Origin of the sequence: Pristimantibacillus sp. PTI5 (genome assembly GCF_048572955.1) — a bacterium.
Taxonomy (GTDB): domain Bacteria; phylum Bacillota; class Bacilli; order Paenibacillales; family Paenibacillaceae; genus Pristimantibacillus.
In genome coordinates, this window is record NZ_CP183886.1 from 2,396,691 (window position 1) to 2,420,708 (window position 24,018).

A 24,018-nucleotide genomic window follows, 5' to 3' on the forward strand; every position below is an offset into this window, starting at 1 on the left:
TTGTGCGAGGGGTTCTGAACTATAATTTCCCAATGTAGTAGCCTCCTTCAGAAACGGCTTTTAATAGTCATCTTTTGATTAGGCCGTTTTCGCTCTCGTAGAGGTATAGCGTTCTACGCCAACTGCGATAATGATGATTAGGCCGGTTATGATCAAACGGTAAAACTGGTTTACCGCCAGTAGATCCAAGCCGTTTGACACAAGCGCTAGTATAATGGCGCCAATAGCTACGCCTACCACGCTTCCCTTGCCGCCAAACATACTCGTTCCGCCGATGACGGCTGCAGCGATGGCATCCAGCTCATAGGAGGTTCCCATTAGCGGCTGTACGGCAGTTAGACGCGAGGACAACAAGATTCCGGCAGTCGCAGCGAGCACTCCCGAGAGGGCATAAACACGAATTTTGATGCTATCCGTAGAAACGCCCGAAAGATGTGCTGCTTCTTTGTTAGAGCCCACAGCAATCACAAAACGTCCAAAGCTAGTTGAGTTGAAAAGGAAATAACAAATGAGAAATACAATTAATGCAATCCATACCGACATTGGTATGCCAAATAAATAACCTTGAGCAATAAATTTAAATTGCGGCGTAGCGAAGTCCCGAATTGGCTTGTTAATGGTGAACAGAAGCAGCAGACCGCGAGCAATGTAGAGCATCGCGAACGTAGCAAGAAAGGGTGATATCCGTAGCCTCGTAATAATGATTCCATTAAACGTACCGATTAGTGCGCCTAAGGCCAAGCCGGCCACAATCGCTAGCCACATGTTTGTACCGTTCATCATCAGCCAGCCAGTGACTCCTCCACAAAGTCCAAGGACCGAGCCCACAGAGAGATCGATGCCGCCCATGGAAAGGACAAACATGACGCCGAAAGCAACAATCATGACGAACACGGAATGCAGCAGCAGATTCGTTATATTTTCTACGGTTAGAAAGTAAGGTGATGATACCGACAAGAATAGGAAGATGACGACAAGGATCAACGATACGCCTACACCTTCGCGTACGTTCAGCTTTGGCAGTTTCTTAGTTTGAGTAGTCATTCATGTCCTCCCGAAGCGTACATCATAATATTTTCCTCCGTCGCTTCTTCACGTGAAAACTCATGAACAAATTTTCCTTTGTGCATGACATAAATGCGGTCCGAGAGCCCCATCAGCTCGGGAAGCTCCGAGGATATCATTAGAACGGCTCCTCCATTACGTACAAACTCTGCGATCAAGTTGTAAACTTCAATTTTGGCTCCGACATCGATCCCCTGCGTAGGTTCATCGAAGATCAGCACCTTCGGCTGCGTGAAGAGCCACTTGGCCAGTATAACCTTCTGCTGGTTGCCTCCGCTTAGGAACCTAACCTTTTGATTCACATGCGGCGTCTTGATGCCTAAACGCTTCACGAAATCCTCGGCGATTTCCGATTCCTTCCGCTTCTTGAGTATAAGCTTCTTCGAAAGGACGCGATTGATAGCCGCCATCGTGATGTTCTCGCTGACCGACAGCTCGATTAATGCTCCTTGCAGCTTTCGATTTTCAGGTAGAAGGCCGATCCCAGCTTGAATAGCGTCGCGCGGCGACCGTATGCGATAATTTTTTCCATCCACGGCTACGTTACCTGACTGTATCGGATCCGCACCCACTACGGCACGCACGGTCTCCGTACGTCCTGATCCGGCAAGCCCCGCGATGCCCACGATCTCTCCCTGCCGAACATGGAAGCTGATGTCTCGCAGCACGCCGCGACGGTTTAGATTGGATACTCTCAGAGCCTCCTTGCCAAATGGAACCTTTACCTTCACGATGTGATTTGATAATTCGCGGCCTACCATCATGGAGACGAGCTGATCAATATTCGTATCCTCTTTATTGATAGTAGCGACGTTCTTCCCATCACGCATAACCGTAATCCGATCGGCCAGGAGAAACAGCTCCCGCAAGTGATGTGATACATATATAATCGATACGCCCTGTGCCTTCAGAAGTCGGATGAAGTCAAATAAAACCTCCCGCTCATGCTCGGCAAGCGCTGCCGTAGGCTCATCCATAATAACGACGGAGCACTGAACGGATAATGCTTTTACAATTTCGATTACGCGGTTTTTGAGCGCATCAAGCTCACTAACAGGCCGATAAAGATCTTCCACAGTCGGGAAAAATTTACGGTATAGTCGCTCCGTCTCATCTGACATCGCACTCTCGTTCATCGCTTGCAGCGCTTTACCCATTAAGGGTGACAGGAGCTCACGTCCGAGGTACACATTTTGCACCGCTGTCAGATGCGGTGCCAGCGAAGGCTCTTGAAAAATCGTGCTGATGCCAAGCGCTTGCGCATCCTTCGTACCATTAATTTCTACCGATCGCCCTTGTACTCGAATCTCGCCACTGTCCTTGCGATACAGCCCTGATAGAATTTTGATGAGCGTGGATTTGCCAGCACCGTTCTCTCCTACCAAAGCCAGCACCTCTCCCTTGCGCACGTCCAAGGAAACGTTTTCAAGAGCAAGCACCCCAGGGAATCTCTTCGTAATCCCGGTTAATGAAATAAGGATTTGATCATCTTCTTCTTTCATAGGTTTCCCTTCACTCCCATCCCAATCATGTGAAGTCGCGTCTACCCTTAGTCATAATGACAGAGGATAGACGCAGCCTTGACTTTCTTTTGTTTTTCTATTAGTCCACGTAAAGGAAACGATTAAAGGTGTGGAACGGCTCAAGACCATTCTTGCGTACCACTACTTGATCCTCTGTACGCACGCCGCCGATACCAGGAACGATTAGAGACAGCTCGTAAGCAAAGGTTTGTCCTTCCTCAAGCACGTTGTCGCAAGCAGGTCCGATTTCTGGAATATCTTCCTCTGGATCCATTCCTGTGGCATGCGCGCCTGTACGGCCTTCGCTCACCTCTACCAAATATTGCTCTACATCGTATTTACGGAACGCTTCACGGATGACAAGATCTGCCTCGATGCCCGTCATGCCGGCTTTAATCTTCGGCAAACACTCCTCGTAACCCAGCGAGCAAGCTTCCATAAGACGCTTCGCTTCTGGAGACACGTTACCGTAGCAAATCGTACGTGCATTGTCGGAAGAATAGTCGTTAACGCGAATACCGTAGTCCATCATGACTAGCTCGCCGCGCTTGATTGGCCTTGTGGTCGGACGTTTAAAGAGCACATCTGTATTCTCGCCCGCTTGGATCATAATGTCATAAGCGATGGAATGACCGCCATTCGCGAACATCGCAGCGTACACAAGAGACGTCGCTTCTAGCTCTGTAATGCCTTCGCTGTCGCGAAGCAATTCCATCAACATTTCGATACCGGCCTCGCTTACTCGTGCCGCACGCTTCATCGAAGCGATCTCAGCTTCGCTTTTCTTCGATTTCAACTGCTCAATGATCATCGAGCGCTGCACATCAACATCCTTGAAGGCTTCATTGATCGGAAACCAGAACTCTAGATCCATGAAAGTGTAACCGCAGATCCCAACCTTCTTCGGCTTGTCTTTCGCAGCGCGCTCCTTCAGGAATGGGCCCCATTCTTTACGAATTTCACGGATGTCACCGCCCAGCACGGACATAGCGGATGAACCGTGAGCGGAAGGAATCTCGCTCATTGGCAGGAAGAATACCGGGTCTGTGTCTGGCGTAATATACAATAGCATCGGCTGTGGATATACACCATCGATAGTACGGTAGTTTACCAACCAGCGAATGTTGGACATTCGGTAACAGTCACCAAATACGATCAATGCATCCAAACCCTCGTCTGTAATTTTTTTCTTTGCTATTTCAACGCGGGCTTTGTAGTCCTCGTTCGTAATCATTTCACCAGGTCCTTGGAACTCCCCATAACGTACAAATCTTTCGAACTTTTCTGGAATCCATTTCAATGCTGCATTTGAGATCATTTGCTGTTAACCCCTTTCAAATTTTCGGATTTTTTAGTCATTCGCTTCGAGAGCAATTTGTCTTGCTCTTCATAGCCTTAATTTACAGGATTTGAACACATTATCTAAGTAACCAATCTTCTGATAGGGGGGACAATTCTCGGTACCTCGTTACACAAAAAAAGAAGGATGTCTCCCATTAGGAAACATCCTTCTTCATCCATGAGGCGTTAGCGCGACTTTTTGTATTCGGAGGGAAGTTGCCCCCACTTTTGTTTAAAGAGTCTGCTAAAATATTTCGTATCCTGATAGCCGATCAGCTGCGAAATTTTTCCGACATTATAATCCGTACCCAGCAGCAGCTCGCGCGCTTTCTCAAGTCGAACATCTGTAATATAATCCAATATCGTTTTACCCGTTTGCTTCTTGAATACTTCACAGAAATAGGTAGGATTCATGTAAACTTGATCGGAGATTTCTTTGATCGCGATTTTATGGCTTATATTTTCCTTGATCCACGTCTTTGCTTTCACAACCGGGTCATGCACATGATCTTGCTTGTAAAGAAGCAGCTTCTCATGAACTCGAATAAAGTTTTGCTTCAGCACGTTTTTAATTCGATTCATATTGGATTCCACTTTAGCCACTTCGAAGAGATCATCCAATTCACTTAGAAAGATGCCGGATTCTGTATTTTCGAGACAGGCTTTATACATTTGAATCATGAAATAATGAATGGCAAATTGAATGCTGTCTGGGGAACGAAGCTTTGTTATCTCACCGAAGAAAGCATTAAGCTGCTTCTCGATCTCCGGCATCGACGCTTGGCCGAGCATAACCGTGGCTTTATTCGCGTACTCTTTCATCTCGGAGGTAAAGACCGTCTTGGTATCCATTAATGCCATTTCCCCGGCTAATCGTGACGAGAACACTTTATTACCCCCAAAAGCCATTCTAAAGCGGATAAGCGATTGAAGCTGTTTTTTCATCACGAACAAGATCGATAAATCCTCAAAGGGCTCACTCACCGCTATCGAGGCACTGAACGGCGTAAATTGATTGATGCAGGACTTTAGGTGCTCCGAGAAGTCCTCCCCTTTTGTGCCAAAATCATTCGTTCCATTTTCAGAGCTGTGCAGAAGCACCCAAAAATGAAACCCCCCGTCTCTCCACCACCAGCCCCGCTGCCGCTCGCCCGCAAAAAAAACCATCACGACTTCATCGAGAATATTCTGAATCGCATAAGCCATGACTCCCCAATCCTTAGGGGAATAATCACGTGTTTTATACGGAAACTCATCCGTGTTAACATACAGAAGCTGATACGCCCCCTCAGGAAAATCCTTTATCCAGTACATGGCCGAAATATCCTCCGGTCCGAATGAGCTCGTCTCGCTAAGCAACTGGGTCTGCTTCATCAGCTCATGCTTATCCGACTCCTTCATCAGATTGTTCCACCACTGGCTCTGACGTCGCCCATACTCGATTTTATCCTTCACACGATGCAGCATGTCCTCGAATTGCGCTCGGTCGATCGGCTTCAGCACATAATCGGACGCGCCTTCCCGAATCGCTGTCTGCAAATACTGGAAATCATCATAGCCGCTGACGATAATCGAACAGAACTCCTGCTCCTGACGCCGCTTCTTAATCTCCTTGATCAGCGTAAGCCCATCCATCTCCGGCATTTTCACATCGGTGATCAGAAGGTCGAACGAAGCATCGCTGCCTTCAAGGAAGGCAAGCACCTCCAGGCCGTCCGCGAAGGCTCCGACAATCTCCCATTGCTCACCGCACGAGCGAACGAGACGCTCGATTCCTCTTCGAATACGATCCTCGTCATCGACAATGATGGTTCTTATGTTATCCACGGTATGCTTCGCCCTCGCTTCTTTCGTATTTTTCTCCGACCTCCGAATCTGTAATGACCGGAATACGAATGATGACCTCAGTTCCCTCTCTGATCACGCTCTCGACCTTAAGGCCGTACTCCACACCGAACAGCATCGCAATTCTCGCATGCACATTAATTAAGCCGAAGCCCGAATCCCGCTTGGCAATCGGATCGGAGCACAGCAATTCGTGAATCTTGTCCATCGTGTCGGCATTGATTCCTGTTCCGCTATCTTTGACCACAATGGCAATATCCTCTGTATTCGGACGGATGCCCTTTATCTTATTGATCCGAATTTGAATATGAAGTCCCTTACGTGTTTCCAGGCCATGCTTAATGCAATTCTCAATAATTGGCTGCAAAATAAACTTAGGCGAGTAGTACTCCTGCATTTCGAGATCGGTATCAATCGAAAACTGCAGTCGCTGCCCAAATCGGATCTTCTGGATGGACAAGTAATTGTTGATATGCTCAACCTCCTTGCTCATCGTTACGATACGATCCTTGTTGCTTAACGAGAATCGTAGCATTCTACCGAGCAAAGTGACCATCTCCACGACGGTTTCTTTCTCATCCTCTTCCACGGCCATACTAATCGTTTCCAGCGTATTGTACATAAAATGGGGATTGATTTGAGACTGCAGCGCATACAGCTCCGCCTGCTTCTGTCGAATCTCGATATGATCGTTCAGTTGCACAAGCTCACGAATTCTGGATACCATAGAATTAAAGCTGCCAGCTAAAATCCCCATCTCATCCTTGGATTCAATGTTCAGATCGACTTGGAAATTGCCCTTTTCTACATTTCTCATCAGGCGGCTCAGCTTATAAATCGGGCGGCTGACGCTCCAGGCCGTGAATACCGATAGGATGATCGTTGCCGTAACGATCGCGACAAAAAACCAGATCACAACATCCTTGATCAGATCCGCTTGCTCCGTTAAATATTTGAATGGAATGCGGTAGACGGTCATCCAGCCCATCTGCTCCGATTCACTGACGCTAACGAGCATTCTTTCGCCGTCCTTATAGTCACGAAAGCTGCCATTGCTCAGCGGGAATGCAGTCATATCCTCAAGCGTCCCAATCTGCTCATGATCCGTATGATAGATGACCCTGCCCTCCTTATTCATGACCCAAAGCTCCGCACGATCCTGATCCTTAATATCCATAAGCACCTTGTCGATAAAAGAGAGCTTCACGGCGATCGATATCGTTCCGATTGTTTTGCGGTTCTCGACATCCTGTATCGGTTTCACGATTAAGAAAAACGGAGGTTTACCCTTAAAGCGAAGATCCGTCTCATGCTGCAAAATAATGCGCTCCTCCTCGCTCCATTCCGGCTCCTTCTCGAAGCCGGTGTAGGAAACCGCAGTGCTGGAAAACAAGCGCTGCTTCGTCGTCCAGACGAATACGCCTAATAAATTGTTTTTCTCCGTGAAATAAGTGCTGGAAAGATAGCTGTTCATAATAAAACGGTCATTTAAAAATTCGGACCTGGTCGGATAATTATTTTTACGCAAAATCGAAAGCACCTGACTGGAGTTGTATAGCAGCTCCGAAGCAGAGGTCAATTCATTCATCTGTTTATCGAGGTTCTCGTTGGCTTGGTCCAAAATTTTCGGAACATATTCCCCGATCTGGCTTTCGACCGATTTCGTATATTGGGAGTAGGAAATGTAGCCTAGCAGCGAAATCGGCACGACGGTCAGCAAAATATAAGTGATGATCAGCTTGGAGCGCAGTCGGTAGTTTTTCGGGTTCAGCCACTGCCAGAGCTTTGCTTTAAAAGTCATATTGATCGATATTTTCCTTTGTAAACACAATAGGCACTCCCATGATGACCACGTTGTCTCTCACCCGAATGTTACCGACGTTCGTAATTTCCTGCTGATCATGAGGAAACTCGCCGTCAAGCCAATTCTTCGCCAGTGCAACCGTCAAATACCCAAGCCGTTGCGGGCTCCACAACGTAATATTTGGCGTAATCCCGTCTTTAATATATTCCCGCATAGCATTGGGCAAAGCCAAGCCTACGACCTTGACCGAGCTGCTTTTGCCCTCTTTCTGAATCGCTTTGGCGGCCGCTGCCGGCGCGACTGCGCTTACGCCGATAATGCCCGCTAGATCCGGATACTCGCTCATCAAATACTCGGCGGCTTGATAGGCCTTATCATAATTGTCGTCGCTCGTCACGATTTCAATAAGCTCCATATCGGGGTAATATTCTTTCTGCTGAATTTTAATCCATTTAATCCAGTCCGTCGTATTCGCCGCAGTCAGGGAGCTTGTAATGATGGCAAACTTCCCTCTCTCATGCAAGCAAAGCGCCAGATTATCCATTAAATGGCGGCCTAACATTTGCGGATCGACCATATTCACGAAAAAATCTCTGCCGATCGGATCCGTATCACCATCCCAGGTGATGACTTTTATGCCCTGCTCACGGGCTTTCTTGAGCACTGTCAGCAGCTTATACGGATCTGTAGCAGACACAGCGATCGCATCCACCTGCCTCTCGATCAAATCCTCAATGACCTTCGTCTGCTGCTCAGCCTCTCCTACAGGCGGACCCGTAAAAATCACATTGACGTTCAGCTCTAAGGCCGCTTCCATAGCGCCTTCCTTCGCGGCATCATAATAAGAAATGCCCGTCAGCTTCGGAACGATCGCAATCGTGTAGGGCTTGTTCTGAACATCCTCAAGTTTCCGTGCAATCCGTATCTCTTTATCCTTGTTCACGTATACGACTTCATTCGAATTCACGGGAGCAGACGCAAAATTGCAACCGCTTACAAAAAGAATGAATATAAAGCCTGAAATGGATAGCTTGAGCATGCTGATCCTCCCTTTGAGAAGCTATATCCGATGCCGATGATTTCCCGTGAAAAACTAAGTACATAATAACTTTAATTGTGTATGATTACAATATACATTAGTTAGGATACTCTGATGGAATGGTGGAGCAGGGTTTTTAAATAAACAGAAAAAACGCAACCAGTCTAACACTTTATTTTCTTTTAACACCTGAGGTGAATTTCTTTAGATTGGGGGACATCATTCGGCTTTTCTTTAGCCTATCCTTGTCAATGACGAAGAACGTCCCGCTCCACTCCGACGAGTGGGAACGGGACGTTCTCTATTTTGCGATTCAGCGTCAGCTTCAAAAAGTTCACTGGGGTATCCCCCTCGTATTTTCGTGATCATCCGTAACAGCACTCAAATAAGTGGGACTTATATGGACCACATGCGCTATGTCCTGCAACGACAGCTTCTCTTGCATATAATTCCGCTTCATAAAATTGATCGCCTGGTGAATGAATTGCTTCATCCTCTGTCCTCTTTGAAAGGATGCTATATCCTCAATCATGATAATTTATTTCAAAAAATTAGTCCTTTGCTAGCGGTCTCTACATGCAAATAGTCCCCGACCCCTCCATGATTTATTATAGAGGTTTTCTTTGTGTCCATCTATTCGGGGCAGGGTCAAATCATCGTGTTCTAGGGAACCCCCTAAATGAGCTATACTGCAAGAAACAATTGTCGCCCTCAAACAACACGGTGCTTGGCATGGGTTCTTGCGAGGATGTGTAACAAATAAAATATACGGGTTCGAAGTTAGGCCTTCTAACCTGGGCTTGGATTAATTCTCACTTATAAATAAACCCATTTTTCCGTATAATGACTTTCCATAATCGCTTCAATTAACTTCATGATCTGATGTCCGTCAGCCAGCGTAGCGAATGAGGACTCATGATTGCGATCAATCACTTTCCGATAGAAGTCCTCGCACAGATTTTTCAAGCCGTCCGGCCATCCTTCCTGATGGCCGCCGGGATAATGAGCCAAAGCACTCGATGCTGGATACAATAGAACGGGATCTTTCATCAATTGTTCATTCGCACTGTTTCGTTTTCCTACCCACAACTCGTTTGGCTTTTCTTGGTCCCAGGCATATGTGGCCCCGTCTGCGACAATTTCGTAATACAGTCGATTTTTGCGCCCTGCAGAAACTTGAGACACGGTAAAGACACCTTGGACTCCGTCTTCCATATGGAAGAGAATACTTCCGTAATCCTCAGTTGCCACCTTCACTTCTTCCTGTTCCATTTCATTGCTTTTCTCGAACGTGTTCAGCGCTCCCTTGGGCTTTTTGCGCACCGGATGCACAGTTTTTAAGTCGGCGAATACTTTGCTGATTCTTGTACCCAATATATATTGAATCGTGTCGCACCAGTGGGAACCAATGTCGGCAACTGCCCGCGATACGCCATTCTTATTCTCATCCAACCGCCAGCTGTAATCCGTGTCGAAGCATAGCCAATCTTGTGCGTAGCCTCCGTAAACGAGGCTGGATTTAGCGTTGACGTCTGATTCCAGCAATGCTTTGGTTTGCGAAACCATCGGAAAATGCCGGTAGTTAAACGAAATGCCGTTTACCGTATCTGATTTCTGCGCGAGTTCAATCAATTCAACAGTTTGTTCGCTGTTTATTGCCAACGGTTTTTCTGACATCAAATGCTTACCAGCCAGGAGAACCTTCTTGTTGATTTCAAAATGATGAACATTCGGCGTACAATTATGAACCGCTTGTATGGCCGAGTCACCAATCAGTTCGTCGACCGAGTCATACGAGATAGGGATGCTCATTTTCTCAGCAAATGCATGCCCCTTATCTCTCGAGCTACCACAAACGGCAACGACTTCCACGAAAGGAATCCTTCGTAACGCTTCAATATGGGCGGAAGCGGAAAACCCGGTTCCAACGATACCTACTCTGATTTTTTCCATTTTCGCACTTCCACCTGTTTCTCTTATTTCTAGAACGCTTTTCACGTCAATGATTTTTCGATAGCTTTGATATGCTCGATGCTTTGTCTCGCGTATTGATCCATCCACTCGTCGCCGACGCCTTTCTCCAGGATGCCAAACGGATCCGCGGAAGCCGGCAGTATTTCATAAGAAACGTAGCCTTGATAATTGATATCCTTTAAAGCTCGCATAACCGGAGCAAAGTCGAAATGCCCGGTTCCCGGCGCTGCACGGTTACTGTCTGCCAGGTGGATGTTCCAGAGCTGCTCGCCAGCATTGCGGATGGCGCCGTCGACCGAGATTTCTTCAATGTTCATATGGAAAACGTCGCCCATGACGCCGCAATTGTCGCGGCCTACTTGTTTCACAAGCTCGAGAGCCTGATCTATGCGGTTCAACCAGTAATGCTCATAGCGATTCCAAGGTTCGAAGATGATTTTCACACCATCGCCATTTGCTTTGGCGTAATCAGCCGCTTCTTGAATCCCTTCCACGGCCCACTTCAATTCGTCTTCAAGGTTTGTTAGCGGCGCAGTTTTCATGCAAGACGTCGGAGCAACCCCCATCGTCAGCGCACCAACTTCCGCAGCCATATCGACAATGCTTTTAACATAATTTAATCCGGCTTTGCGTACGTTGATATCCGGATGCGCCAAATCACGCTCCGCCGAATAAAGTGAGCAGATGGAGGAAACGGCTAAGCCATTGTCCTTCAAGTTCTGCCTAACGCTACTATAGTTATAAACGCTTGGTTCCCCATAAAGATCGATTGCGTCGTACCCGAACCGAGCCAAGCGGTCCATACTCTTGGAGAGCTCCTCCTTGTACCATACCAGATTACAGAAGCTATATTTAAACATTTACAACCACTCCTTTAATAGAAACGCACCCCGATTTCTAAGAATCGAAGTGCGTTATTTATGATCTAGGTAGTCTTATAAGTTACTCCCAGACGAATACTGCTTTCTCCGTCTTCCGCTCGTTAAACAAACGGAACGCATCTGCAGCTTCTTCAATAGGGAAGCGGTGAGTAATGAACTTTTCGACCGGAATTTGTTTGTCGATTAGAAATTGTGCAGCTTCCTCGAACTCGTGAATTGGGAAAATCCAGCAGCCGTATACGTTAAGTAGCTTGCGGATAAACTGCTCGCTCGGATTGATGGTCGCGGAAGATCCTTCGCCGATGAATCCAACGGATCCCATTTTGCGAGCCACTTCCAATGCCGCTACTTGAGCTGCGCCGTTTCCGGAGCAGTCCATGGCTACGTCGACGCCTTCCCCACGTGTCGCGGCGCGTATCGCTGCGATTGGATCCTCTTTCGAGCTGTTGATTAAGATGTCCGCGCCAAGCGATTCAGCCATCTCAAGGCGGGAATCGAGCACATCGATGGCAATGACTTTTGCTCCTCTGGCTTTAGCCATCATAACGCCGGCGCTTCCCATCGGGCCGTGGCCAAAGATCGCCATGGTCGTTGCGCCAGACACGTTCAGACGTTTCTGAGCGGAGTATTGCACACCTACGTTATCTACCAGCAGAGAACCTACTTCGTAAGACAAGCCTTCCGGAATTATCATGCAGTTTTGCGCAGGAACGGCCATGTAGTCGGCGTCGCCACCATCGATGTCGAAGCCAAGGCATTTCCAAGTCGGGCACAGGTGGTAGTAGCCACTGAGACAGTATCTGCAACGACCGCAGCCGAATGCAACGTACACCGCGACGCGATCGCCGATTTTGTGCGAGGTTACGCCTTCGCCGAGCTCGATAACATCGCCGCCTGTTTCATGGCCGGGAATGATGTGGCCGGTTTTGGCTGCCGCTCCGCCAACCAACGGGTTCCCGTAATAGAGGCTCATGTCGCTACGGCAAATTGCGGAAGATCTTAGCTTGATGAGCACTTCACCCGGTTTTGGTTTCGGAATATCGCGTTCTATGACTTTTACTTCTTGATTTCCTGGTAAAATAACTGCTTTCATAGACTAACGCCTCCTTCTCAAATTAAGCTTTATTAACTGCTTGACGGTATTGCTCGGAGATCGGACCGATAGACTCATAGCCCGCCGCGTCTAAGTCGCCCGTGCTGCCGTATCCACCGACGAACTCCAATTCTTCCGTTTCGGAAAGATTGCGAATCCAATGGATGGAGCCTTTCGGAGAATAAATCGCCGTCCCGGCTACCGCCACATGCTCCTCGTCATCCGTTCCCGCAGCTGCCGTTCCACGCACGACGTAAAGGAATTCGGAAGTGTTCGGATGAGTATGGCGGTTGTGAGAAGCTCCCGGTGGGAAAATACAGCGGAAGAAGCAAAAATCACCGGTGTTCGCATTCTCGTTTTTCAGCAGGAAGCGGATGTCGGGAGCACCATCGAACTCGGTCGCTAATTCCCCGACCAATGCAAGCGGTTCCATTTCGGAAAGGTGGAACTGAATATGTTTCTTAGCCATGGATAATATCCTCCTCTGATTTTGATATGGGTAAATCGGCTGGTCCGACAGGTTATCCGATTTGCTTCTCTTTCAACGCATCGCGCAACCATTCTAAGCTCCGCTCGATCATCGGACCGCCAGCGCCTTCGCACTCTAGACTGAGAACGCCGTCAAAACCTACGCTATGAAGAATTTCTAGGCACTTCTTGATGTTATCTGAGTTCACGCCTTCACCGATTGCCGCGTGGCTGATCGGAATCCCCGTGATCTCACCCATAGCCGACTCGGCTAGCGATTGGCTGACGTCCTTCACGTGCACATGGGTGACGCGGTGCTTAAAGCGCTCCAGGAATGCTACCGGATCTTGTTTAGCGATGAAGGTGTTGCCAGTGTCCATGTTCAAGCCGAGTAGAGGAGTATCGAAGAAATTCAACATTTCTTCCATGAAGTCCGGGTTCGTCGTATAATAGCCGTGTGGCTCGATGTTGATCTTCATGTTGTAGCCTTGTGCCACTTCCAACACTTGGTCATAAGAACGCTTCATCATTTCCATTGCTTGCTTGTCCGTCATGCCCTTAGGCGCATAACGATCGTCTGTCGTGTCGACAATCGGGCAACCGGCATGGTGAGCCCAGCGAATCGTGTTGATGATGTATTTTACGCCAAGCGATGAACCGGTCGGCAGCGAAAGCGGGAATGCCGCATCGATCTGAGACATCTGTACGCCGTGATCGTCCATCTTGCGGCGAACGGCAATGGGGTCTTCCCACAGTGCTACGTGCGGCTGGTAACCTAAACCGTGAATCCAGCTTACTCCGTCAATCGCACCACACTCGATGAAGCGAACGCCATTATCTTGGGCCCATTTGAGACATTGATCGAAGTTCCAGTAACTGCTATTGAACGCATCCGTATGAAAACCGATTTTCATTGAGCACTCATCCCCTTTTGAAGCGCGGTTAGACGCTCCTTTTTTTGATTGGTCCGCATCCGCAACCGGAAGCGCTATGGATTTTGCAATTCTTTGTTGTATGGTCGACCTCCTCCTCTTGCTTCATGACTTAATCATACCCAGAGGGAGGCCAGGCTTGAACATGGGCGATTTAAGGTTTACCCTTGTATTTTTAGTGAGTTGTTTGCTGCCTGGATATTAGGCCAGAGACTCTACTATATGCTTGATGTGATCAATCGACTGCTGCGTATACCGGTCGAATACGGCAATCGATGCGCCAGATTCGCGCTGTGCGGCCAAATAAGGATTGGATACCGGCGGCAGGAACTCCATCGTAATCGACCCTTGGTATCCGTTCTCGATAAGCGACCTTAAGACCTGTTTGAAATCTATTACACCGAGCCCCGCCGCTTCCCTCGTGTTGTCGGCAATGTGCACATGGGCCAAAACAGGCGCGATGTTCCGGATTGCGGCGCTAAGATTACGTTCTTCAATATTCATATGAAACAGATCCGCCATCAGCTTCACACTGTCCACGTTCGTTTGTTCCGCAAGTTTCTTGGCGTCATCCAGCTTGTTCACCAAATACGTCTCGAACCGGTTTAGCGCTTCGATAGCCAGATTAATCCCTTTGGTTTTCGCATACTCGCCAGCTTCACGGATACTAGCCACCGAATTTTCCCATTCTTCTTCGTAAGTCGTATCCGGGGCATTCTTCCCCACGGGTGAGGGAACAACAATGACCAGGGCGGCTCCGACTCCAGCAGCCAGATCGACGCAATCCTTCACATATTGCACGGCATTACGGCGAGTGTCCAGATTGGGGCTAGATAAGTCTCGTTCCCGGGTATAGATTCCGCAGATTGACGTACAGATCAGTTCATACTTCCGGAGCAGATTGCTTACTTCCTCTACGTTCAGGGATGCCGGTTCCCCCGCAAGCTCGACCCCGTCATATCCGAACCGCTTCAGTCTTCGCAAACTCGTTTCGATTTCTTCATTGCCATAGATCCATTGAGTAGCGCTATAACGAAACATGAATGATTCCTCCTTAGCCTTTGACTGCGCCCATCGTGAGGCCGCGTACCATTTTACGCTGCAAAATCAAGGTGATGATTGCCACCGGCGTGATGATGATTGTTCCTGCCGCTGCGATTTGTCCCCACAGGATGCTGACGGGAGTCGCGTATTCGTTCAAGCCGACCGGTGCCGTTTGAACGCTCGGCCCGGACAAAATATTCGCGAACAAAAACTCATTCCAAGCAAAAATAAACGATAGTAAGGCGGTCGACACGAGGCCTGGACCAATAATCGGGAAAATCACGCGGAAGAACGCGGTAAAACGATTGTTACCGTCGACCAATGCGGATTCTTCGATTTCTCCCGGAATGTCTTTGAAAAATCCGTACAAAAGCCATACCGCAAGCGGCAAGTTCATGAAGGTGTACATCAGGATTAGAGAAGTATAGCTATCTAGTAATCCGATTTGAGAGAATACTAGATAGATGGGGAGAATTGATACGACTGGAGGCACGATCCGCAAAGTAAGAATCCAAGTCAGTACGTTCTTGGTCCCCTTCAAATGGTAGCGAGCATAAGGATAGGCGATCCCGCATCCCAAAATCAACGCAAGGATAGTCGACACTCCAGCGACGAACAGGCTGTTCCAGAGAAACTTGACGAACTTCCCGTCCGTCAAAACTGCTTTATAGTTGTCGAGAGTGACCGTGAATATCCATTTGGGGACTGTAGTGAAAGCGTCGTTTTGCGTCTTAAATGAAGTAAGAATCATCCATAAAATTGGAAAAACGAACACGATCACGGCAGCTATGGCAATGGCATACAGGACGGCGAGGGCAGATTTGCTGATAGGCTGATTCATAGTTTCCCCCCCATATCGAATAGATCCATTTTTTTCATCACTAAGGTAAGTAGGGTGACGACGATGATAAGCAATACGATGCAGATTGCAGCCCCGTAGCCGAACTCCAGAAATTTAAAGCCCTTGTCATACACGATCCAGCTTAGTGTAGAAGTGACGTTGATCGGCCCGCCTTTGGTCATCATGTAGATCGTATCGTAAGCACGAAACGAGTCGATTGTTCTCAGAAGGACTGCGATATAGATGATTTTGGATAGCTGCGGAATCGTTACATAACGGAATGATTGCCAAGAAGATGCGCCGTCGATTCTGGCTGCTTCGTAAGGCTCGTCGGGTATTCCCTTAATACCCGCTAAAAGAATGATCATCATGAACGGCGTCCATTGCCAAATATCCGTCACGATCAATGCCGGCAAGGCGAGCTGTGGATCGGATAACCAGGCGATTCTTCCTATGCCAAGCGTCTCGGTAAAGTAGTTCAATACGCCGTACTGATCATTCAACATGAAACGGAATAAGAGTCCTACGACCGTCGGAGCCATGGCAATCGGAATCAGAATAATAGATTGCATGATTTTCTGTCCAATACCAAGACGATTCAATACAATGGCAAGTCCAAGTCCGAGCGCGAATTCAATCGTAACGGTGCTGATGACGAAGATAGCCGTCACCTTCAACGCATTCCAAAAGCCGCTGTCTTGAAACAGCTGTGTGTAATTGTCAAATCCCACGTAGGGTTTCTCAATTTGAATCGGACTATATTCCTGAAAGCTGATCTTGAGGAGGAATATAAAAGGATATAAGGCAAATAGCAATAACAGGATCATTCCCGGCGCCATGACCAAGTAAGGCCCGGTCCGTTGCAGTTTCAGGTTTCTCATCGTCAACCTCTCCCGGGTAGTAGGAAGGAGGGGAAGAGACTTCCCCCTCCTTTTCCTTATTTTTTATTTCAACATTTTATCTACGGCTTCGTCCGCTTTCTTCATGGCTTCCTCAACCGTCATTTGGCCCAGAGCCGCGGCACTCAGGAATTCGGAAACCGTGCTTTCCCATTTCTCTTCTTGAGGGAAGAAAGGACGGGCTTTCGTCGTTTTCATTGCTTCAGCATGCGCTTCGTAACGTCGGAACGCTTTGATATCGGTACCCTCGATCTTCGTATCTGTGAGAGTCGGATCGGAGTAGGATTCCGTTCGAACCGGATCACCGCCACCCATCTGGGCTTGCTTAACATCATTTTGCTTGTTTTCCAGCCATGCCATGAATTTAAAGGCTTCTTCTGAATTCTTTGATGTTTTCGGAATAACAATTGACCAACCAGCTAAGTGTGGTACAGCTTCCTTCATCTTGGGAATTTGCACGAACTCCCATTTACCGACGGTTTTGGACGTATCCGGGTTGTCTACTTCGAACGCGTTCCAAGACCAATGGATCGCCATAGCTATCTTACCTTGAGAAGCGTCAGATGCAACTTCTGCGAATGTGTAGTCGTGGATTCCCGGAGGCGAGTATTTGAGCAAGTCAACCCAGGTCTTCGTAGCTTCGATAGCTTCTGGTGTAGAGAGTGAGGATTTCATGTTATCCCAATCAATGGCGTCCGCACCGTTGGAATACAGGAAGTTCAGCCAAGTGTGTACGTTGCCGAATCCTTTGCTCCCTTGCGCGGCCCAACCATAGATTTTCTGCCCGTCTACTTCTTTGCCATTAAAGAATTTCGCTGCATTCGTGAATTCTTCCATCGTTTTCGGAGGGGCTAGATCGTAGCCGTATTCTGATTTGAAGTCGGCTTTGTTTTTCTCGTCTTTGAACAAGTCGGATCGGTACCATAGCAATGCAGGGTCAAGTGATTGTGGTAATCCGTAGTTCGTGCCTCCATCTCCAAACGAACCGTTCTTGCCATTCCATTGCGTCATGGCGAGTGCTCTCGGAATGTAAGCCGATGTGTCTACTTCGTATTTCTTCATCAGATCGTCAAGTGGAAGTAGGCTGCCTGTGGACGCAAATTCCGGTATCCAATTGTAGTCGATGTTAAACAGATCGTAGTCGGCTTGTCCGGCGATTGAGAGCGCCAGCTTCTGATAGATAACGTCGCGGCCGAGCAATTCGATGTTCACCTTCACGCCTGTTTCCTTTTCGTATTCCTTCGCGAGTTCAACCGTCGCGGTTCCCCACGTAGCTCCCAGCCAAACACCATTCAAAGTCACCTTCTCTCCGGATTTCTCCAGCTCGGAAGATGCGGAACCGGAAGGTGTGCTGCTCGCGCTGTTATTTTCGTTTTTCGAATTCGACGAACAAGCGCTGATGACTAGCATCAAACCGATAAAAATCGTAAGCGTTGTCAGTAACGGTTTCCGTATCATGTTATTCGTAGCCCCCTATACTATTATGGTTTCCATGATTTGAAACGGTATTACGGAACAATTCCTTGTTCCACGAGTAATTCTTACGTCTTTCGTTTAGTTGCTGCCGTTCCTCCCCCTTCACTTGGCGTGTCTTAATCATAACGGGCTTGCATTTCCGCTTGAACATGGACGAATTAAGGTTTAATCGTGTATTTTTAGTGAATTAAAAAAAATGCCCCTTCAACGGGGGCATTTTACCTTGATTACTTCGCCTAGGACTTTAATTGATCATCGTTAAGAATCGGATGCCGAATGAGTACTCGAAAACCGGATTGCTGGTTTGAATCCATTTGCACACCATAATCCCCGCCAAAATGAAGCTGCAGGCGTGTGTGGACGTTTTTCAATCCCAACCCGTGACCATCGGAATGTTCCCGTTCTCCCGCCGACCTTGCTTTTTCCGTAGGCTCCTCCGCCATTCCGGGCCCGTTGTCTTCGATGATAAAAAGGATGTCCATGCCACTTCTTTTGGCTGTTAGGCGGATTTTGCCCTTCCCGTCAAAAAGGTGGTTCATTCCGTGCTTAACCGCGTTCTCCACGATGGGCTGCAAAATCAGCTTAATGATCTTGAGCTTTTGAACATCCGGATCTACCTGATAAAAGACCTGGAATGAACGGTTACTTCGTAGCAACTCAATGTCCAAATAGTTATGGGCGTGCATGACTTCCCGCTCTACCGTCGTCCACTCATCACCGTTATTCAAGCTGAATCGAAGCAGATTCGACAGCTTCGTCACCATCGAAGCGATCACTGTTTCATTTGCCGATTCCGCCTTCCACTTGATAGCGTCGAGCGTATTATAGAAAAAGTGAGGATTAATCTGGTGATTGAGCGTCTGGATCTCCAACTGCCTTTTATCGGACTCCATCTGCTTGGTCGTTTCCAGAAGATCGGTCATGCCCACGATCATCTCGTTGTATCCCTCTACGAGCTGCCCGATTTCATCTTGACGCCGTGTATAGGAACGGAAGGGGTATAACAAGCCCGTCCGAATCTTGTTCATATGGCTAACCAAATGTTTTATAGGAATGGTGAAGCTCCGTACGATTACGAAGAGGAAGAAGCTGATCAACAACAGACTACTGGTCACGATCCAAAAGGTGAAGCTTTTGATCTTGTTGATATTTCCGGTGAACTCTTCTTTGGGAACGGCCGCGATCAAGCTCCACCCGCCTACAGACAGCTTTGTTTCCGCTATAGTCAAACTTGGATCTAGCGAATGAGGTTCCTTGTACACATTGGTGGACGGTGAAGAAATAATCTGGTTTTTATCATCGACTAGCATTAACGAGTAATTATTAAAGGACGACGGGAACGCCAATTGTTCCCGCATCATGGAATCCGGTATCTGGATGACGACCACGCCCAACGCCTCGTAGTAGTAGGATGTTCGAACCGCTCGGACGTAGATAAAGACAGGCTTTTGCAGATTATCATCCCAGACATGGTACCAAACCCCTTTGCCATGCGTTTCAAAGGCCCTCTTAAAGTATTCAGGTTTCGGTTCGATTGGATTTTGGTTAATCAGTTTCCGGTAATTAGGGTAATTTTCAAGCTGGTTGGGAAACACGTATAATCCATAAGACCCTTTTAGAAACCGGATAAGCTCAATTATTCGGCCGATGAAAACCGTCTCATCCTCATGACTCTTAGGCGGGTCTGAACGAAGCAGTTTCTGCAGATCAAGCGAAGAGACGATTTTCTCGGATTCTTTCTCCACGCTGTTAAAAAAATTGTCGATTTGAGCTGCGTTCAGCTTTACGTTATCCTGAAGAAATTGTGAAGAGATGGAGTCCAATTGCCCTCGAGACTGATGGAATGATAGATAGCCCAGCGACGCGACCGGAATGAATATGGCTATTGTCATGAACAGGAACATTTTCGTGAATAACGGCAACTTGGTATTATGATTTGACAGTTGTCTCAAATTCATTTTCCGTACCTATATTCTTTGGGAGTCTGACCGGTTCTCTTCTTGAAAATGTTTCCAAAATGCTGCAGGTCGTGATACCCTACAGCTTCAGCAATATCGTATATTTTCAAATTGGATTCGCGGAGCAGAGATTTAGCTTTGTCGATTCTTGTTTCCGTCAGAAAATCCATATAGGTTTTGCCCGTTTCTTTTTTAAAAGATTGACTTAACCATACAGGATGAAGACAAAGCTCGTCCGCGATCAATTGAAGGCTCAGCTCCTCCATGTACCGGTTAGTAATCAATTGTACCGCTCTTTCGATGAGGGCATTTGAGTGCTGCGGAGAGACATCTCGGATTAATTTAAGAAAGTAATTAGTGATAACGCTTTCATATTCTTCTAATGTTTTACATTCGTCCAATGCCTCCCACATCTTCATCGGAATCTCTTCCATTTCCTTGGACGTACATTCCCGGATGCACACCAAAACCTGTGATAAATACATCATCACGTTCCGGACGATATCACCCCTGTTCTCGACAGTCTCAATCAGCACAGTTTGCCGGATATATTGATGTACCGCTTTCTTTAATCGTTTTTCGTCCCTCTCACAGATCATCGCGGCAAAATCCACTGGCATGATCGTATCTTGATCCCAGGCTAGGGTAGGTTCTTCCGTATCGAAGATTTCGACTTCGCCCGACAAGGATTGAACACGTAGCGCCTTGACCGACTCTTGATAAGCGGAGTGAATATCTTCGAAGTTCGATTTAGCAGCGCTTACACCGACCGATAGATGTATTTTATGATATTGACCGACCATGTCTACAATCAATTTGGTGATCTGCTTCAGATATTGCGAATCCGTGATAAGAACCCAGCGGTTTTTCAAATCTTTGAAAAGAATCGACGGTTTGTAATCCCTAATGACTTCCTGCACGATGTTGCCGATTGCAAATGTCTGAAGAGCGTATTTAGATTTCATGGGTTTGCCGTCCGGAAAGCCTTTAGTGTCCATAACCATAATCCCATAGGAACCGTTCGCTATCCATTCCAGATCCCAGAGACGCAAGCGCTGATACAAATGTTCCTCCAGCGAGGTTCTTTTGTAACATAAATCGAGCAAATAGCTATCTCTCATCGACTGAGTTCCGATATCAGCAAATGCCTTTTGCTCTTTCAGTTCTTGATTCTGCTCCTGCTCAATCATGATATGAAGCATGGATTTCGTTAACTTGTCGATAAACTCTTCCGTGATGAAGGGCTTCAGTATATAATCTACCGCGCCAAAGCGAATGCTCCGTCTAGCGTACTCGAAGTCGTTATATCCACTTACCACAATTACCTTAGGATGATATCCCCCGCCCGTGTAACGTTCGATCAATTCCAGTCCTGTCATTCCCGGAAGCATAATATCGGTGACGATCATATCCGGCCATTCATTCTGAATGATTTTGGCTGCGATGTCAGCATGATTGGAAGTATATAATGAAAAGGGCAAGTCTATCGTCTCTACGGCGCGTTTCATGCCTGCCAAGGATTCCGTCTCATCTTCTACTAGCAGAAGCTTCATCGTTGTTCACCTCTCTTAAGGAGTAGTAAGCTCTTAACCAGCCCCGCCATTTCTTAACGGATTGGCTCCCATTATATTAGTTAGAGAATAATCTGTCCATATGGAAATCTACACAAACAAATACAAAAAGATTTCTATAATTAAATCAAACTTAGATACTTTTCCTTACGGTTTCGTGCAGTTCGCCTCGGAGTGGGGAGAACAAAATACACGTTGCCCCCAAACGTAACTTTCAATAATCGATGATCAGCTTCAAAAATCCGCAAAAGAAGGACAATCCTAATCAACTTTATAACGAAATGAGCCTGCGCATGGCAGGCTCGTTTTGGGATGTGCTTATTACTCTTTCTTCCAATCCAGTTCGACCAGTTTGGACTGCAAGAAGGCAATGTTCTGCTTCGCGTACCAGTCTGGATCGGATTGACGCGAGTGGAACCCGATTTCCGACGTAAGATAGCCTTTGTAGCCGACGTCCTTCAATGCGCGGAGTACGCCATCGAAGTCGCAGCGTCCATGACCTGGCGGAAGCCGGTCGCTATCGGAGAGATGAATATGATGAAGCTTATCGGCCATGCGGTAAACATAATCGCTCGCAACTTCGTTGCGGTACAATGCGTGGAACGTATCAAACATGAGCTTAACGTTATCCTGACCGGACTGCTCGCTTAGGAGAAGCGCGTCATCCGCAGATTCGATGAGGTTGCTGTCAGTCGGCGTCGGTTCAACGACTATAGTAATGCCAAGCTCTTTCGCGTATTGCGCCACATCGACGAGCGCTTCTAGACTGTAGTCCCACGCCTGCTTCTTCGAGGTTCCGTATACGGCCCAGCCCGCCAAGTAAATGACGGTCGGACATTCCCAATCATGAGCCAAACGCAGCACTTCTTTGTAGTGATTAACCGTATACGCTCTTTCCTCAGCAATAGGCGAGCTTGGATTATGGCCTGGACCGCCTCCTGGAGCTGGCAGCAGCGATGAAACGCTCAGCTTTTCCTTCTTCAGCAGCTGGAGAATATCTTTGCGGCGTTGTACGGACACATGATCGGGCCATGCATGCGGACTGGCGCAGCCGATTTCAATGCCGTCGTAGCCAAATGAAGCAAGACGATGAATGACTTCTTCTAACGGGTAAGAAGGTACCCAAACCGGAAAGCTGCTGTACACCCATGTATTAAACGAAATCCCTTTCACAATGAACACAACCTCTCGATTTTATTTCATCCATGGACGGATTAGTATTAGTCCCAGATAAACACGGCCTTCTCCGTCAATCTCTCATCGAACATCCGGAATGCGGTCTCAGCTTCATCCAGCTTAAACGTATGCGAAACGAGTTTCTCGACAGGCAGATTACGCTCGATAATGAAGCGTGTAATTTCGTCGTACTCGAAAATCGGGAAGTACCAAGAGCCCATTACCGTGATTTGCTTGCGGATCAGCTGATTGCTCGGATTGATCGTCAGCTCCCGGCCCTCACCGATAAAAGCTGCACGGCCGTGCGCACGCAGGCTGTTCAATGCTGTGTTTTGCGCATGCGGACTGCCGGAGCAATCGATCGCCGCATCCGCCCCGCGGCCGTTCGTAATTTCCATAATGCGTTCCAGTACATTTTCTTTGCCATTAATGACGTGATCCGCCCCCAGCTCCTTGGCCAATTCAAGACGTTCATCCAGCATGTCGACCGCTATGACGGTCGCGCCTAAGCCCTTAGCAATCATGACACCCGCTCCACCCATCGGCCCTAGACCGAAAATAACGAGTGTGTCTCTGCCGTTAATGTTCATCCGCTTCTGTGCGTGGTAGAGCGTACCGACCGCATCGGTGGAAACCGCCGCGACGAGGTAGCTCATCTCATCTGGAATACGCATGCAGTTCTCTTCTGGAACTACGACGTAATCCGCATCGCCGCCATGTGTATCGAAGCCGATGCATTTCCATTCCGGACAAAACATCTTATAGCCGCTCTTGCAATGCGCGCACTCGCCGCAGCCGATCGCCAAGTAAACGGCAACGCGATCGCCGGTCTTGAAGCGTGTAACCCCGTCTCCCGTCTGTGTAATTTCTCCGGCTGGCTCGTGTCCAGGATGGATGCAGCCAGATTTCGTCGACTCTCCGCCTACGACGGGATTGCTGCCGTAGTAGAGGCTCATGTCGCTGCGGCAAATTGCCGATGCCTTCATCTTAATGAGAACCTCGCCGCTGCCCGGAACTGGAATTGGTACTTCCTTCACTTCCACTTGCTTATCACCTGGAAAAACAACCGCTTTCATCGTCATCTCTGT

The 24,018-nt window shown here is 47.8% G+C and carries 20 protein-coding genes; all 20 read right to left on the reverse strand.

Annotation, left to right across the window (positions count from 1 at the left end):
* Positions 1-78: 78 nt before the first annotated feature.
* On the reverse strand, positions 79-1,044 hold the full coding sequence (locus ACN6MW_RS10685; RefSeq protein ID WP_419875447.1) for an ABC transporter permease: 966 nt from the start codon (positions 1,042-1,044) through the stop codon (positions 79-81).
* Complete coding sequence (locus ACN6MW_RS10690) at positions 1,041-2,567, reverse strand: sugar ABC transporter ATP-binding protein (RefSeq protein ID WP_419875448.1); 1,527 nt, start codon at positions 2,565-2,567, stop codon at positions 1,041-1,043. The genes ACN6MW_RS10685 and ACN6MW_RS10690 overlap by 4 nt, the downstream gene beginning before the upstream one ends.
* A 100-nt stretch (positions 2,568-2,667) precedes the next feature.
* A complete protein-coding gene (locus ACN6MW_RS10695) occupies positions 2,668-3,906 on the reverse strand; it encodes a M24 family metallopeptidase (RefSeq protein WP_419875449.1) in 1,239 nt (412 codons plus the stop codon).
* Between the two features lie 209 nt (positions 3,907-4,115).
* Positions 4,116-5,756: a response regulator transcription factor gene (locus ACN6MW_RS10700; RefSeq protein ID WP_419875450.1), complete on the reverse strand. Its 1,641-nt coding sequence runs from the start codon at positions 5,754-5,756 to the stop codon at positions 4,116-4,118.
* Positions 5,749-7,575, reverse strand: a complete 1,827-nt coding sequence (locus ACN6MW_RS10705; protein WP_419875451.1) for a cache domain-containing sensor histidine kinase — start codon at positions 7,573-7,575, stop codon at positions 5,749-5,751. The genes ACN6MW_RS10700 and ACN6MW_RS10705 overlap by 8 nt, the downstream gene beginning before the upstream one ends.
* Positions 7,565-8,617: an autoinducer 2 ABC transporter substrate-binding protein gene (locus tag ACN6MW_RS10710; RefSeq protein WP_419875452.1), complete on the reverse strand. Its 1,053-nt coding sequence runs from the start codon at positions 8,615-8,617 to the stop codon at positions 7,565-7,567. The genes ACN6MW_RS10705 and ACN6MW_RS10710 overlap by 11 nt, the downstream gene beginning before the upstream one ends.
* Positions 8,618-8,951: 334 nt before the next feature.
* Positions 8,952-9,110 carry a hypothetical protein gene (locus ACN6MW_RS10715; RefSeq protein ID WP_419875453.1) on the reverse strand — a complete coding sequence of 53 codons (159 nt, stop codon included), beginning with the start codon at positions 9,108-9,110 and terminating at the stop codon, positions 8,952-8,954.
* Positions 9,111-9,433: 323 nt separating this feature from the next.
* On the reverse strand, positions 9,434-10,570 hold the full coding sequence (locus ACN6MW_RS10720) for a Gfo/Idh/MocA family protein (protein WP_419875454.1): 1,137 nt from the start codon (positions 10,568-10,570) through the stop codon (positions 9,434-9,436).
* Positions 10,571-10,611: 41 nt separating this feature from the next.
* Positions 10,612-11,451 carry a TIM barrel protein gene (locus ACN6MW_RS10725; protein WP_419875455.1) on the reverse strand — a complete coding sequence of 280 codons (840 nt, stop codon included), beginning with the start codon at positions 11,449-11,451 and terminating at the stop codon, positions 10,612-10,614.
* An 82-nt stretch (positions 11,452-11,533) separates the two neighbouring features.
* The gene (locus ACN6MW_RS10730) at positions 11,534-12,565 is read right to left on the reverse strand and encodes a zinc-binding dehydrogenase (RefSeq protein ID WP_419875456.1); all 1,032 of its coding nucleotides are present in this window, start codon (positions 12,563-12,565) and stop codon (positions 11,534-11,536) included.
* Positions 12,566-12,587: 22 nt separating this feature from the next.
* Positions 12,588-13,034 (reverse strand): cupin domain-containing protein, encoded by a 447-nt coding sequence (locus ACN6MW_RS10735; RefSeq protein WP_419875457.1) that lies wholly within the window; start codon positions 13,032-13,034, stop codon positions 12,588-12,590.
* A gap of 52 nt (positions 13,035-13,086) precedes the next feature.
* Complete coding sequence (locus ACN6MW_RS10740) at positions 13,087-13,947, reverse strand: sugar phosphate isomerase/epimerase family protein (RefSeq protein WP_419875458.1); 861 nt, start codon at positions 13,945-13,947, stop codon at positions 13,087-13,089.
* A gap of 219 nt (positions 13,948-14,166) precedes the next feature.
* Positions 14,167-15,006, reverse strand: coding sequence for a TIM barrel protein (locus tag ACN6MW_RS10745; RefSeq protein WP_419875459.1), 840 nt, complete (start codon positions 15,004-15,006; stop codon positions 14,167-14,169).
* A 13-nt stretch (positions 15,007-15,019) separates the two neighbouring features.
* Positions 15,020-15,850 (reverse strand): carbohydrate ABC transporter permease, encoded by an 831-nt coding sequence (locus ACN6MW_RS10750; protein ID WP_419875460.1) that lies wholly within the window; start codon positions 15,848-15,850, stop codon positions 15,020-15,022.
* Positions 15,847-16,731 (reverse strand): carbohydrate ABC transporter permease, encoded by an 885-nt coding sequence (locus tag ACN6MW_RS10755; protein ID WP_419875461.1) that lies wholly within the window; start codon positions 16,729-16,731, stop codon positions 15,847-15,849. The genes ACN6MW_RS10750 and ACN6MW_RS10755 overlap by 4 nt, the downstream gene beginning before the upstream one ends.
* A 63-nt stretch (positions 16,732-16,794) precedes the next feature.
* Positions 16,795-18,207, reverse strand: a complete 1,413-nt coding sequence (locus tag ACN6MW_RS10760) for an ABC transporter substrate-binding protein (protein WP_419875462.1) — start codon at positions 18,205-18,207, stop codon at positions 16,795-16,797.
* Between the two features lie 254 nt (positions 18,208-18,461).
* The gene (locus ACN6MW_RS10765; RefSeq protein ID WP_419875463.1) at positions 18,462-20,117 is read right to left on the reverse strand and encodes a cache domain-containing sensor histidine kinase; all 1,656 of its coding nucleotides are present in this window, start codon (positions 20,115-20,117) and stop codon (positions 18,462-18,464) included.
* 62 nt (positions 20,118-20,179) lie between these two features.
* Positions 20,180-21,736: a helix-turn-helix domain-containing protein gene (locus ACN6MW_RS10770; protein ID WP_419875464.1), complete on the reverse strand. Its 1,557-nt coding sequence runs from the start codon at positions 21,734-21,736 to the stop codon at positions 20,180-20,182.
* A 339-nt stretch (positions 21,737-22,075) separates the two neighbouring features.
* The gene (locus tag ACN6MW_RS10775) at positions 22,076-22,927 is read right to left on the reverse strand and encodes a sugar phosphate isomerase/epimerase family protein (RefSeq protein WP_419875465.1); all 852 of its coding nucleotides are present in this window, start codon (positions 22,925-22,927) and stop codon (positions 22,076-22,078) included.
* Positions 22,928-22,974: 47 nt separating this feature from the next.
* Positions 22,975-24,012 (reverse strand): zinc-dependent alcohol dehydrogenase family protein, encoded by a 1,038-nt coding sequence (locus ACN6MW_RS10780; protein WP_419875466.1) that lies wholly within the window; start codon positions 24,010-24,012, stop codon positions 22,975-22,977.
* Between the last annotated feature and the right edge of the window lie 6 nt (positions 24,013-24,018).